Genomic DNA, 12687 nt, shown 5'->3' with positions numbered 1-12687 from the left:
TACCGGGCGGGGGCTTTTTTGTGGCTGTCGCTTAAGGGCGCTTGCGGTTGCTGATCAGGGTGCCGACACCGGTATCGGTGAAGATCTCCAGCAGAATCGCATTGGGTACGCGACCGTCGATGATCAGGGAGCTGCCGACGCCACCTTGTACCGCTTCCAGGGCGCAGCGGATTTTCGGCAGCATGCCGCCGTAGATAGTGCCATCGGCGATCAGCTCGTCCACCTGCTGGGTGCTCAGGCCGGTCAGGACCTTGCCGGACTTGTCCATCAGACCAGCGATGTTGGTCAACAGCATCAGCTTTTCAGCTTTCAGTGCTTCAGCCACCTTCCCGGCGACCAGGTCGGCGTTGATGTTGTAGGACTCGCCGTTGGCTCCCACGCCAATCGGCGCGATCACCGGAATGAAATCGCCCTTGACCAGCAGGTTCAGCAGGTCGGTGTTGATCCCGACCACTTCGCCCACATGGCCGATATCGATGATTTCCGGCGTGGTCATTTCCGGTGTCTGGCGGGTCACTGTAAGCTTCTTCGCCCGGATCAGTTCGGCATCTTTACCGGTCAGGCCGATGGCGCTGCCGCCGTGACGGTTGATCAGGTTGACGATGTCCTTGTTGACCTGGCCGCCGAGGACCATCTCCACCACGTCCATGGTTTGCGCGTCGGTCACGCGCATGCCATCGACGAAGTGGCTTTCGATCGACAGGCGCTTGAGCAGATCACCGATTTGCGGGCCACCGCCGTGCACCACCACCGGGTTGATCCCGACAGCCTTCATCAGGACGATGTCGCGGGCGAAGCCGGTTTTCAGCTCCTCGCTCTCCATAGCGTTGCCGCCGTACTTGATCACCAGGGTCTTGCCGACATAGCGGCGAATGTAAGGCAGCGCTTCGGATAGGACCTTGGCGGTATTGGCGGCGGCATCGCGTTCGATGGTCATTCAGGGCTCCGGTGCTTCAAACAGTCAAAACGGTAGTTGGAGGTCAGGTGCAACACGTTTCAGCTGGACGTGGAACACGTCCTTAATCCGCTGCAGCTCGGCTTCGTCATCAGCCTCGAAGCGCAGCACCAGCACAGGGGTGGTATTGGAGGCGCGAACCAGGCCCCAGCCCTTGGCATAGTCGACTCGCACCCCGTCAATGGTGGTCAGGTCAGCGCCTGCGCCCCATTGCGCGTCGTGCAAGGCATCAATGATGCTGAATTTGCTCTCTTCGGTCACATGGATATTGATTTCCGGCGTAGAAATATCGTTCGGGAAGGTCGCAAACAGCTCTTCTGCGGTAGATGTTTCCTTGCTGAGGATCTCCAGCAACCGCGCGGCGCTATAGATGCCGTCGTCGAAACCGAACCAACGCTCCTTGAAGAACACATGGCCGCTCATTTCGCCGGCAAGCAGGGCGCCGGTCTGCTTCATTTTCTTTTTGATCAACGAGTGACCGGTCTTCCACATTAGCGGGCGACCACCATATTCCTTGATCAGCGGAAACAGGCGTCGAGTGCATTTGACGTCGAAGATGATCTCCGCGTCCGGGTTGCGCGCCACTACATCTTTGGCGAACAGCATCAGCAGTCGATCGGGGAAAACGATGCTGCCGGTGTTGGTCACCACGCCGACGCGATCGCCGTCACCGTCGAAGGCCAGGCCCAGGTCGGCGCCGGTTTCCTTGACCTTGGCGATCAGGTCTTCAAGGTTCTCGGGTTTGCCCGGGTCCGGGTGATGATTGGGGAAGTTGCCGTCTACCTCGCAGAACAGCGGAATGACTTCGCAGTTCAAGGCCTCGATCAGTTGCGGGGCAATGACCCCGGCGGCGCCGTTGCCGCAATCCACCACGACTTTCAGGCGGCGAGCCAGCTTCACGTCTCGGGCGATCTCTTCGGCGTAGCGCGGCAGGATGTCGACCTTGGTGATGCTGCCCTGGGCACTGCTCAGGTTATTGGTCTTGAGGCGCTGGTGCAGGGCTTGGATCTGTTCGTTGGCCAGGGTGTCGCCGGCAATGACGATCTTGAAACCGTTGTAGTCCGAAGGGTTGTGGCTGCCGGTGAGCATCACCCCGGACTTGCCGGCCAGGACGTTGGCGGCGTAGTACAGGGTAGGGGTCGGCACCAGGCCGACATCGCTGACGTGGCAGCCGCTGTCGTGCAGGCCCTGAATCAGTTGCTCCACCAGCTCCGGGCCGGACAGGCGGCCGTCCCTGCCTACGCAGACGTTGGGTTCGCCCTGAGCCAGGCTCTGGGAGCCAACGGCGCGGCCGATCCAGTAGGCGGTCTCTGCGGTCAGGGTTTGCGGTACAACACCGCGGATGTCATAGGCGCGGAAGATGCTCTCGGGAAATGTCGGGGCGACTTTGGCTGCGTTGCTCATCACTGAGGGTGCTCCATTTGAAGAGGGGGCAGTACGGCCGGGGAAATGACGGGCCGGCGGGCTCAAACTGAAGGGTATGACGGCGTTTTCAGCGTAGAGTTCGTACTGTGTAAGTGCCATCTGGAGGGCACTTGCCGCTCCGCGGACGCTCAAGGGCCTGATTTGACGGGCCCGAGGGGGCATGCAGAAACCGGTGGTCATTTATCCTTGAATGTCCTGCAGTCACCCTGGGGCCGGACCAAGTGCCTGGCCCCAGGACACGCAATCAGTGACTGCCGGAGTGGCCGAAACCGCCTGCGCCGCGCTGGCTTTCATCAAAAGCCTCAACCACTTCGAAGTGCGCCTGCACTACCGGCACCAGCACCAGTTGGGCGATACGCTCGCCGACGGCGATATTGAAGGCAGTCTGGCCGCGGTTCCAGCAGGAAACCATCAGTTCGCCCTGGTAGTCCGAGTCGATCAGGCCGACCAGATTGCCCAGCACGATGCCGTGTTTGTGGCCCAGGCCGGAGCGCGGCAGGATCAGCGCCGCCAGGCCCGGATCGCCAATGTAGACCGACAGCCCGGTCGGGATCAGCAGCGTCTGGCCTGGCTCCAGGATGGTGTCTTCCTTGAGCATGGCGCGCAGGTCGAGGCCGGCGGAGCCCGGCGTGGCGTACTGCGGCAGAGGGAATTCGTTGCCGATGCGTGGGTCGAGGATCTTGGCTTGTAGAGCGTGCATTGAAGTTAAACCTGGTTCAGCCGTTCGGCGATAAAAGAGATCAGTTGGCGGGCAATCTTGCCCTTGCTGGTCTGGGCGAAGAGAGTTGCGTGCAACTCCCGGTCAATCACGCTGCAGGCGTTTTCCTCGCTGTTGAAGCCAATGCTCGGGTTGGCTACGTCGTTGGCGACGATCAGGTCGAGGTTCTTGTCCTTCAATTTGCGTGCAGCGTAGTCGAGCAGATTTTCGGTTTCGGCGGCGAAACCGACACTGAATGGCCGATCCGGCCGCGTAGCGATGGTGGCCAGGATATCTGGGTTGCGCACCATCTGTAGTAGCAGGCCGTCACCTTTCGTAGGGTCTTTCTTTAATTTCTGTGGGGCGACGACTTCCGGGCGGTAGTCCGCGACCGCCGCGGAGGCGATGAAAACGTCGCACGGAATGGCCGCCTCGCAGGCCGCGAGCATGTCGCGAGCGCTGACTACGTCGATCCGAGTGACTCTGTCGGGGGTCGGCAGGTGCACCGGTCCGGTGATCAGGGTGACCCTGGCGCCGGCCTCGACGGCTGCCTCGGCCAGGGCGAAGCCCATTTTTCCTGAGCTATGGTTGGTGATGTAGCGCACCGGATCGATGTTTTCCTGAGTGGGCCCGGCGGTGATCAGCAAGTGTTTGCCGGTCAGTGCCAGGTGCTGGAAGCAGTCGGCGGCGCACAGCGCCAGATCGTTGGCTTCCAGCATGCGGCCCAGGCCGACGTCGCCACAGGCCTGGCTGCCGGAGGCTGGGCCGAAGACTCGCAGGCCACGACTTTGCAGCAATTGGGTGTTGGCCTGGGTGGCCGGGTCGCGCCACATGGCCTGGTTCATCGCTGGAGCGATGGCGACGATGGCGTCTGTGGCCAGGACCAGGGTGGTCAGCAGGTCATCGGCAATGCCCTGGGCCAGGCGGGCGATCAGGTCGGCCGTGGCGGGGGCGATCAGCACCAGATCGGCCCATTTGGCCAGTTCGATGTGACCCATGGCGGCTTCGGCGGCCGGGTCCAGCAGGTCGAGATGGACCGGGTGCCCGGAGAGGGCCTGCATGGTCAGCGGGGTGATGAACTCACTGCCGCCCCGGGTCATGACCACACGCACTTCGGCGCCTTGGTCGAGGAGTCGGCGAACCAGCTCCGCGCTCTTATAGGCGGCAATGCCGCCGCCGACGCCGAGCACGATGCGTTTCCGATACAGCCGCTGCATAGGCCTGTTTTTCCGTTAAGTGATTGCTGCGTGGCATGCCCCCTCCCCAGGTGAAATACCACGCAAAAAAGAGGGGGCTAAGATAGCACAGCGCCCGCTGCCGAACAGCGGCGCCATGCACAGGGAGGTGTGATGAGTATTCGTGATTGGCCTGCGGCGGAGCGCCCGCGGGAACGGCTTTTGGAGCAGGGCGCCATCAGCCTTTCCGACGCCGAATTACTGGCTATTTTCCTGCGCACCGGGGTGGCTGGAAAAAGTGCGGTCGACTTGGCGCGGCACCTGTTGCATCGCTTCGGCAGCTTGCGCAGTCTGCTGGAAGCCGATCAGCTGACCTTCACCCGCCAGTTGGGATTGGGGGCGGCCAAGTACGCACTGTTGCAAGCGGTGTTGGAGATGGCGCGTCGGCATCTGGCAGAAAAACTCCACCGCCAGTCAGCCTTGGAAAGTCCGCTGGTGGTGCGCGATTACCTGAAGTCGATGTTGCGACATGAGCCCCACGAGGTGTTTGGCTGTCTGTTTCTCGACACCAAGCATCGGGTCCTGGCCTTTGAGGTGCTGTTCCAGGGTTCGATCGACAGCACCACGGTGTACCCGCGACAAGTGCTCAAGCGCACCCTGGCGCATAACGCGGCAGCGGTAATTCTCTGTCACAACCACCCATCGGGCATCTCTGAGCCCAGCCCGGCCGATCGGGTGGTGACCCGGCGTTTGCAAGAAGCCCTGGAGTTGATCGATGTACGGGTGCTGGATCACTTCATCGTCGGAGAGGGCGATCCGTTGTCCATGGCCGAATATGGCTGGATCTGAAGGCGGCCAGCCTCAAGGTCGGCACTGACCCTGAAGCTGGCCGACGTGTCACTTGACGCTGACCTTCGAGTAATCCTGGCGGCCGAAGGGGCTCACTTGATAGCCCTCGACCTGTTTGCGGGTCAGGGCGAAAGCGGTCGGGTGAGCCAGAGGGAGCCACAGCGCCTGTTGCTGGATCTGGGTCTGGGCCTGCTGGTACAGCTTGCTGCGCACACCCTGTTCGCTGGTGGTCTTGCCGGCGGTAATCAGCTTGTCCAGGTTCTGATCGCAGTAGCGGGCGAAGTTGGTGCCGGATTTGACTGCTGCGCAGGTGAACTGTGGTGTGAGGAAGTTATCCGGATCGCCGTTGTCGCCGGCCCAGCCCATGAACAGCAGGTCATGTTCGCCGGCCTTGGCCCGACGGATCAGCTCGCCCCATTCGATCACGCGGATTTCTGCCTGGATTCCCACTTGGGCCAGGTCCGCCTGCAGCAGTTGGGCGCCCAGGCTCGGGTTGGGGTTGAGCAGGCTGCCGGAAGGGCGGGTCCAGATTGTGGTCTCGAAGCCGTTTTTAAGGCCTGCCTTGGCCAGCAGCTGACGAGCCTTTTCCGGGTCGTGGGTGTAGCCCGGCAACTCTTTGGCGTAGCTCCAGGTATTGGCCGGGTAGGGGCCATTGGCGGCCTCGGCGGTGTCTTCGAACACGGTCTTGAGGTAATGGGCCTTGTCGAAGGCCAGGTTGATCGCCTGGCGCACTTCGGGTTTGTCCAGGGGCGGATGCTGGCTGTTGATCGCAACGAAGGCCGTCATGAAGGCTGCCGTTTTCTCGATTTTCAGCGTTGGATCATCACTGGCGGCCTGGACATCCAGGGGCTTGGGTGACAGGGCGATCTGGCACTCATTGCGCCGCAGTTTCTGCAGGCGCACGTTGGCGTCCGGAGTGATGGCGAAAATCAGGGAGTCCACCGCCGGTTTGCCAGCAAAGTAGTCGCGGTTGGCCTTGTAGCGGATCGAGGCGTCTTTCTGGAAGCGCCCGAAAATGAACGGGCCGCTGCCGATGGGCTGGCTGTTGAGCTTCTCCGGGGTGCCGGCCTTGAGTAACTGATCGGCGTACTCCGCGGAGTAGATCGAGGCAAAGCCCATGCTCAGTGTGGGGAGAAAGGTCGAGTCGGCGTGATCCAGGGTAAAGCGCACAGTCAGCGGGTCCAGGGCGTCGATCTTCTTGATCAGGCTGGGTAACTGCAGGGATTGGGCGTGTGGGAAGCCGCTCTGGGCGATCTTGTGCCATGGGTGGGCTGGGTCGAGCATGCGCTCGAAGCTGAACTTGACGTCTTCGGCGGTCAGCTCGCGGCTGGGATTGAAGTAGTCGGTACGGTGAAACTTGACCTTGGGATGCAGCTTGAAGACATAGCTCAGGCCATCCGCGGAGACTTCCCAGCTATCGGCCAGGCTGGGGACCACCTTGCCGCTGACAGCGTCGAATTCCACCAGGCGGTTCATCAGCACGTCGGCGGACGCGTTGGTGGTGGTCAGCGAGTTGTACTGCACCACGTCGAAGCCCTCCGGGCTGGCTTCGGTGCAGACGCTCAACGCGGCGGCCTGGGCCAATGGGCTCAGAAGAGGGGCGAGCAGGAGCGGGAGGGCGGCAAGACGCATGGTCGGGTTCCTTGTGCAGATCGAAAGCCCATCTGCGAGTGCAGTCTGGAAATGCCTTACCCTAGTGGCCTCTTTGTAAAATGACTATCCCTTTTGTATTCGACATTGAAACCTGGGGCGCGGTCAGGGCTGGAGCCGTGATTTTGTGTAGGGATGCCCGTGTTCAGCAGCAGATTTTTTCCCGGGGTTTCGAGAGAAATATATTCTGCGACGAGCGGTAGATTTCTGCGGTAGCCTTTGCCGCAGGCGTCCGGCGCAAGAAAATCAGGACTTTTCATCATCCTGCACACAGCGGCTGTTGTTGCTATGGGGTCTTTCTGGTATAAAGCAGCGCTCTTTTCTAGGGGCCCGGTTCCTTCGCTTGTAGGTGTAGCCGGTAAGACCCTAAAGAAACGCGGCGCCTGGCGCCAAATGACTGAGAGATTAAGCGGCCAACCCATGCCGGGTTGGGCATGTGGTTTTAGAGGGCTGAGGCATGTCTAGAGTCTGTCAAGTTACCGGTAAGGGTCCGGTGACTGGGAATAACATTTCCCACGCAAACAACAAAACCCGTCGTCGTTTCCTGCCGAACCTGCAGCATCACCGCTTCTGGGTTGAGTCCGAGAAACGCTTTGTGCGTCTGCGCGTATCTGCCAAAGGCATGCGTATCATCGACAAGCGCGGCATTGATGTCGTGCTGGCCGAAATCCGTCGCGATGGCGGCAAGGTTTAAGGGAGCTAATCATGCGTGAATTGATTCGTTTGATCTCGAGCGCCGGTACTGGTCACTTCTACACTACCGACAAGAACAAGCGTACTACTCCGGACAAAATCGAGATCAAGAAATATGATCCGGTTGTTCGTAAGCACGTGATCTACAAGGAAGGCAAAATCAAGTAATTGATTTTTCTTCTGACAAAAAAACCCGCCTTCAAGCGGGTTTTTTTGTGCCTGGGATTCAGGCCTTCTGTTCGAAGGCCACGTAGACCTTGCGGCAGGGCTCCAGCACTTCCCAGGTGCCTTTGAAGCCGGCCGGGATCACAAAGCGGTCGCCAGAGCGCAGGGTCTTGGCGTTGCCGTCGTTGTCTCGCAGCACCGACACGCCCTGGAGAATCTCGCAGTATTCGTGCTCGGTGAAGTTCACCGTCCATTGGCCCACCGCGCCTTCCCAGATCCCGGCATTGAGTTGCCCGCACGGGCTGCCGTAGTGGTTGAACACCGCTTGCTCGGGATCGCCCTTGAGGACTTTTTCCGGAGCGGGGCGGTAGCGTTCGCCCTCGGTGTTGGCCTGGCTGAAGTCGACGACGTTGTGGATGCTCATTCTTGTATTCCCCCGTGATTGCGGCGCGAGTGGCTATGAAGGCCAGAGTCTATGTTTATTAAAATGCACATAGCAATGCTGTTTGCCCGGGCTTTGTCAAATATATTGAAAGTACAGGGGTCGCTGGTTTAGGGTGGCGGGTGCCTTTGGCCGAAAACAGGCTGGCCGGGCAGAATTCTTCATGAGTGCCGGCGTAGTTCGCATGGCGCTTGTATTCAAATAAGAGGAGGACACTCGTATGACCACCCTGACTCGTGCCGATTGGGAACAACGTGCCCGCGACCTGAAAATCGAAGGCCGCGCCTACATCAATGGTGAATACACCGCAGCTGTTTCCAATGACACCTTCGAGTGCATCAGCCCGGTAGACGGCCGTGTGCTGGCAACCATTGCCAGCTGTGACGCCGCCGATGCCCAGCGTGCCGTGGACAATGCCCGCGCCACCTTCAACTCTGGCGTCTGGTCGCGCCTGGCGCCGGCCAAGCGCAAGTCCGTCATGATTCGTTTTGCCGGCCTGCTCAAGCAACACGCCCAGGAGCTCGCGCTCCTGGAAACCCTGGACATGGGCAAGCCCATCACCGACTCCCTGGAAATCGACGTGCCCGGCGCGGCGCAAGCGCTGAGCTGGAGCGGCGAGGCCATCGACAAGATCTACGACGAAGTCGCGGCCACCCCCCACGACCAACTGGGCCTGGTAACTCGTGAGCCCGTGGGTGTAGTCGCGGCCATCGTGCCGTGGAACTTCCCGCTGATGATGGCCTGCTGGAAACTGGGGCCGGCACTGTCCACCGGTAACTCGGTGATCCTCAAACCTTCGGAAAAATCCCCGCTGACCGCAATCCGCATCGCGGCCCTGGCGGTGGAAGCCGGGATTCCGGCTGGCGTGTTCAACGTGCTGCCCGGTTACGGTCACACCGTCGGCAAGGCCCTGGCCCTGCACATGGACGTGGACACCCTGGTGTTCACCGGCTCCACCAAGATCGCCAAGCAACTGCTGGTGTACTCCGGTGAATCCAACATGAAGCGCGTCTGGCTGGAAGCCGGTGGCAAAAGCCCGAACATCGTGTTTGCCGATGCCCCGGACCTGCAGGCCGCCGCCGAATCCGCTGCCAGCGCCATCGCCTTCAACCAGGGCGAAGTCTGCACCGCCGGTTCCCGTCTGCTGGTGGAGCGCTCCATCAAGGACAAATTCCTGCCGCTGGTGATCGAGGCCCTGAAAGCCTGGAAACCGGGCAACCCACTGGACCCGGCCACCAACGTCGGCGCTTTGGTGGACACCCAGCAGATGAATACCGTGCTGTCCTACATCGAGGCCGGTCACGCCGATGGCGCCAAACTGGTGGCCGGCGGCAAGCGCACCCTGCAGGAAACAGGTGGTACCTACGTCGAACCGACGATTTTCGACGGCGTCACTAACGCGATGAAGATTGCCCAGGAAGAGATCTTCGGCCCAGTGCTGTCAGTGATTGCGTTCGACAGTGTGGAAGAGGCGATCCAGATTGCCAACGACACTCCTTACGGGTTGGCGGCGGCGGTCTGGACTGCAAACATCTCCAAGGCGCACCTGACGGCCAAGGCGTTGCGTGCCGGCAGCGTCTGGGTCAACCAGTACGACGGTGGCGACATGACCGCGCCGTTCGGCGGCTTCAAGCAGTCGGGCAATGGTCGGGACAAGTCGCTGCACGCGTTCGACAAGTACACCGAGCTGAAAGCGACCTGGATCAAGCTCTGAGTCTTCGGGTTTGAGGCGATGGCGTCCGCAAGGGCGCTTGCGCCGGCAAGCGCCACGTCGCATGGGCGCTTCTATCCGCAGCCATTGATCCGCAGCGCAGCCGGACTTCCCGAGAGGGGAGTCCGGCTGTGTTGTCTGTGGCTTGCAGAATAATCATCCACAGGAGTGTGGAAATGCCTTGGGCGACCTATTTCGCCGTTTTATCCGCTGTCTTGAGTGTCGGCCTGGCCCTGGGCATGACCATGCCGCTGGTGTCCTTGCGCCTGGAAAGCTGGGGCTACGGGCCCTTTGCCATCGGCGTGGTAGCGGCGATGCCGGCCATTGGCGTGCTGCTGGGCGCGAAGATTTCCAGTCGGCTGGCGGCCCGCTTCGGTACCGCCAACCTGATGCGCCTGTGCCTGTGGGCGGGTGCGCTCTCTATTGGACTGCTGGCGCTGTTGCCCAGCTATCCGGTGTGGCTGGCGTTGCGCCTGATTCTGGGCGTGGTGCTGACCATCATCTTCATTCTGGGGGAAAGCTGGATCAATCAGCTGGTGGTGGAGCAGTGGCGGGGGCGGCTGGTGGCGTTGTATGGCAGCGGCTATGCCCTGAGTCAGCTGGCCGGCCCCTTGCTGCTGGGCGTCCTGGGGACCACGCAGGACTACGGCTTCTGGGTCTCGGTGGGATTGCTGGTGGCGGCGCCCTTGCTGCTGTTGGGGCGTAGCGGAGCGCCGAGCACCGAGTCTTGCAATGTCACCCTGATCGACCTCTGGCGCTTCTGTCAGACGCTGCCGGCGATTGGTTGGGCGGTGGCCTTGTTCGCGACTTTCGAGGCTCTGATCCTGACCCTGCTTCCGGTTTATTGCTTGAGCCAGGGCTTCACCGAGGACGTGGCCCTGGCCATGGTCAGCACCGTAGTGGTGGGCGATGCATTGTTGCAGCTGCCGATCGGCGCCTTGGCTGATCGCGTCTCCCGGCGCGGCCTGTTCACCGGTTGCGCGCTGATCCTGCTGTGCTCCAGCCTGGCCATTCCCCTGTTGTTGGACAGCGTATTGATCTGGCCGTTGTGGGTGCTGTTCGGGGCCAGCGCTGGTGGGCTGTTCACCTTGTCGCTGATCCTGATCGGCGAGCGTTATCGCGACGATGCGCTGGTACGAGCCAATGCCCATGTGGCGCAACTGTGGGGTATCGGTTGTCTGATCGGTCCCTTGGTGGCAGGGGCGGGCAGCCAGTGGGTCAGCGGCCATGCGATGTTGCTGCTGGTGGCGGCGGGCGCCTTTGGCCTGTTGCTTCTGCTGCTGCGTCAGGGCGCTTTTGGTAGCGTCCAGGCGCAACCCTTGTAGCGCGTCAAAGCATGCGCTCCAGACCGATGCGAGTGCTCAGCCAGGCATTGATGCGTCGCCACCAACTGCCGGGCTCGTGGCTCAGGCTGTGCAGCTGCCCATGGTCCTCGGTGATCCAGACCAGCTTGCCGTCCTCCAGTTTGACCTGGTAGCTGAGGGGCGGCGCCATCCCTTGCAGGGCCAGGGCGCGTACATGCTCGGCCAGTTCGGGGCTGTCTACCAGTACCCCGACCTCGGTGTTCCACAGCACTGAGCGTGAATCGAAATTGAATGAGCCGATAAAGCTCTTCTGTCGGTCGAAGACCATCGCCTTGCTGTGCAGGCTGGAGTCCGAGCCCTTCAAGGAACTGCTGTGGAACAGCCGCGGACCGCTGCCGCCGCCCCGCTCTGCGGGTTGCCTGCGCAACTCGTAGAGCTTCACGCCGTGTTCCAGCAAGGCCCTGCGATAGGGTGCGTAGCCGCCATGCACCACCGGCACGTCGGTGGCTTCCAGGGCGTTGGTCAAGAGGCTGACCGCGACCCCGGCGTCAGCCCGGCCGGTCAGGTACACCAGCCCCGGCTGGCCCGGGACGAAGTAGGCCGAGACCATGATCAGTTCCTTGCTGACGCCCTTGAGTTCCGGTGCCAACTGGGTGGTCAGCAGCAAGTGCGGGTCGGGATCGCCCTTGGCCAGGACCTTGGTGGGGGCGTCCCACAGGGCCTGGTTCCAGGCCCAGATCAGTTCCTTGCGCCAGATATCCATGCGCGGCTGAGTCTGGTAGGTCATCAACTGGCGATACAGGGCCTGGTTCTGCCGGTGGCTGTCCTGTAGCGACTCTTCCAGGCGCTGGCGGGTGTTGTTCAGGGCCTGGGTCGAAGGTGCGTAAGACAGGAACTCGCCTATGGGGCGGCTCAGGGCACTGTTCCAGTATTGATCGAAGCTATGGCCCAACTGTTCGGCCACGGGGCCTGCGCTGAACATGTCGATGTCGGTGAAGTTGAGATTGGGTTCGGCATCGAAGTATTCATCGCCGATGTTGCGCCCGCCGACGATGGCCACGCTGTTGTCCGCCAGCCACAGCTTGTTGTGCATCCGGCGATGCTGTTGCGACAGGTTGAACAGGCGGCCCACGGCTCGGGTAACGCCGGTGCTGCGGCCCAGGTGCAGCGGGTTGAACAGGCGGACCTGGATCTGCGGGTGGGCGGCCAGGGTGGCGATGATCTGGTCCAGCCCGTCGCTGGTGGTGTCGTCCAGCAGGATGCGTACCCGCACACCTCGATCGGCAGCCTTGAGCAGCTCGTCCACCAGCATCCGGGTGCTGATGCCGTCATGAACGATGTAGTACTGCAGGTCGAGGCTGCTCTGTGCGTTGCGGATCAGCTCGGCGCGGGCCATGAAGGCTTCGGTGCTGTTGGGCAGCAGGCGAAAGCCGGAGCGTCCCTGGTAGGGGGCGGCCTGGGCCCGGATGGACTGGGCGAAGCTGGAGTCACCGGCGGCCAACGCTTGGCTGGGCTGGTAAGGCACTTCCTGGGTGGCGCAGCCGCCTAGCCCGAAGGTCAGGATCAGCGGCAGGATAAACCCCTGTTTACGGCTCAAGTCAGGTCGTCTCGCATCGCGGCG

General features: G+C 61.6%; 11 protein-coding genes and 1 pseudogene. 5 read left to right on the top strand and 7 right to left on the bottom strand.

The genetic code is table 11. The features are described 5' to 3' along the window. Window positions 1–31: 31 nt before the first annotated feature. From argB to coaBC, 4 genes and pseudogenes are all read right to left on the bottom strand, one after another. A complete protein-coding gene (gene argB, locus KHO49_RS00125) occupies window positions 32–937 on the bottom strand; it encodes an acetylglutamate kinase (protein WP_011064225.1) in 906 nt (301 codons plus the stop codon). Window positions 938–961: 24 nt separating this feature from the next. After that, window positions 962–2362 (bottom strand): annotated as a pseudogene (locus tag KHO49_RS00120) (phosphomannomutase/phosphoglucomutase); the annotation flags it as partial. A gap of 262 nt (window positions 2363–2624) precedes the next feature. Further along, window positions 2625–3080, bottom strand: coding sequence for a dUTP diphosphatase (gene dut, locus KHO49_RS00115; RefSeq protein ID WP_102862261.1), 456 nt, complete (start codon window positions 3078–3080; stop codon window positions 2625–2627). A gap of 5 nt (window positions 3081–3085) precedes the next feature. Then, on the bottom strand, window positions 3086–4294 hold the full coding sequence (coaBC, locus tag KHO49_RS00110) for a bifunctional phosphopantothenoylcysteine decarboxylase/phosphopantothenate--cysteine ligase CoaBC (protein WP_102862260.1): 1209 nt from the start codon (window positions 4292–4294) through the stop codon (window positions 3086–3088). A 132-nt stretch (window positions 4295–4426) separates the two neighbouring features. Between coaBC and radC the strand changes: the two genes are divergently transcribed. After that, entirely contained in the window at window positions 4427–5101 is a 675-nt protein-coding gene (gene radC, locus KHO49_RS00105) for a RadC family protein (protein WP_213664436.1), read from the top strand. A gap of 48 nt (window positions 5102–5149) precedes the next feature. Here the strand turns inward: radC and KHO49_RS00100 are convergent, their stop codons facing one another. Continuing rightward, the gene (locus KHO49_RS00100) at window positions 5150–6733 is read right to left on the bottom strand and encodes an ABC transporter substrate-binding protein (protein WP_213664435.1); all 1584 of its coding nucleotides are present in this window, start codon (window positions 6731–6733) and stop codon (window positions 5150–5152) included. A gap of 475 nt (window positions 6734–7208) precedes the next feature. Here KHO49_RS00100 and rpmB point away from each other — a divergent pair, with 475 nt between their 5' ends. Next, window positions 7209–7445, top strand: coding sequence for a 50S ribosomal protein L28 (rpmB, locus tag KHO49_RS00095; protein ID WP_011064219.1), 237 nt, complete (start codon window positions 7209–7211; stop codon window positions 7443–7445). A gap of 11 nt (window positions 7446–7456) precedes the next feature. Further along, window positions 7457–7612: a 50S ribosomal protein L33 gene (rpmG, locus tag KHO49_RS00090; RefSeq protein WP_003177274.1), complete on the top strand. Its 156-nt coding sequence runs from the start codon at window positions 7457–7459 to the stop codon at window positions 7610–7612. A 58-nt stretch (window positions 7613–7670) separates the two neighbouring features. On the opposite strand, the gene KHO49_RS00085 is transcribed toward rpmG, so the two are convergent. Next, window positions 7671–8033, bottom strand: a complete 363-nt coding sequence (locus KHO49_RS00085; RefSeq protein ID WP_102881285.1) for a cupin domain-containing protein — start codon at window positions 8031–8033, stop codon at window positions 7671–7673. 238 nt (window positions 8034–8271) lie between these two features. Between KHO49_RS00085 and KHO49_RS00080 the strand changes: the two genes are divergently transcribed. Further along, on the top strand, window positions 8272–9765 hold the full coding sequence (locus KHO49_RS00080) for an aldehyde dehydrogenase (RefSeq protein WP_102881284.1): 1494 nt from the start codon (window positions 8272–8274) through the stop codon (window positions 9763–9765). Window positions 9766–9938: 173 nt separating this feature from the next. Beyond that, complete coding sequence (locus tag KHO49_RS00075; RefSeq protein ID WP_102881283.1) at window positions 9939–11087, top strand: MFS transporter; 1149 nt, start codon at window positions 9939–9941, stop codon at window positions 11085–11087. Window positions 11088–11091: 4 nt separating this feature from the next. Here the strand turns inward: KHO49_RS00075 and KHO49_RS00070 are convergent, their stop codons facing one another. Beyond that, window positions 11092–12663 carry a phospholipase D family protein gene (locus tag KHO49_RS00070; RefSeq protein WP_213664434.1) on the bottom strand — a complete coding sequence of 524 codons (1572 nt, stop codon included), beginning with the start codon at window positions 12661–12663 and terminating at the stop codon, window positions 11092–11094. Window positions 12664–12687 lie beyond the last annotated feature (24 nt).

The sequence above is a fragment of the Pseudomonas sp. RC4D1 genome (genome assembly GCF_018390395.1).
GTDB lineage: Bacteria > Pseudomonadota > Gammaproteobacteria > Pseudomonadales > Pseudomonadaceae > Aquipseudomonas > Aquipseudomonas danubii.
This window is presented reverse-complemented; position numbering and strand designations above follow the sequence as displayed.

Coding starts and splice junctions, on each gene's coding strand:
- argB (WP_011064225.1), bottom strand. CDS start 937: ATGACCATCGAACGCGATGCCGCCGCCAATACCGCCAAGGTCCTATCC.
- dut (WP_102862261.1), bottom strand. CDS start 3,080: ATGCACGCTCTACAAGCCAAGATCCTCGACCCACGCATCGGCAACGAA.
- coaBC (WP_102862260.1), bottom strand. CDS start 4,294: ATGCAGCGGCTGTATCGGAAACGCATCGTGCTCGGCGTCGGCGGCGGC.
- radC (WP_213664436.1), top strand. CDS start 4,427: ATGAGTATTCGTGATTGGCCTGCGGCGGAGCGCCCGCGGGAACGGCTT.
- KHO49_RS00100 (WP_213664435.1), bottom strand. CDS start 6,733: ATGCGTCTTGCCGCCCTCCCGCTCCTGCTCGCCCCTCTTCTGAGCCCA.
- rpmB (WP_011064219.1), top strand. CDS start 7,209: ATGTCTAGAGTCTGTCAAGTTACCGGTAAGGGTCCGGTGACTGGGAAT.
- rpmG (WP_003177274.1), top strand. CDS start 7,457: ATGCGTGAATTGATTCGTTTGATCTCGAGCGCCGGTACTGGTCACTTC.
- KHO49_RS00085 (WP_102881285.1), bottom strand. CDS start 8,033: ATGAGCATCCACAACGTCGTCGACTTCAGCCAGGCCAACACCGAGGGC.
- KHO49_RS00080 (WP_102881284.1), top strand. CDS start 8,272: ATGACCACCCTGACTCGTGCCGATTGGGAACAACGTGCCCGCGACCTG.
- KHO49_RS00075 (WP_102881283.1), top strand. CDS start 9,939: ATGCCTTGGGCGACCTATTTCGCCGTTTTATCCGCTGTCTTGAGTGTC.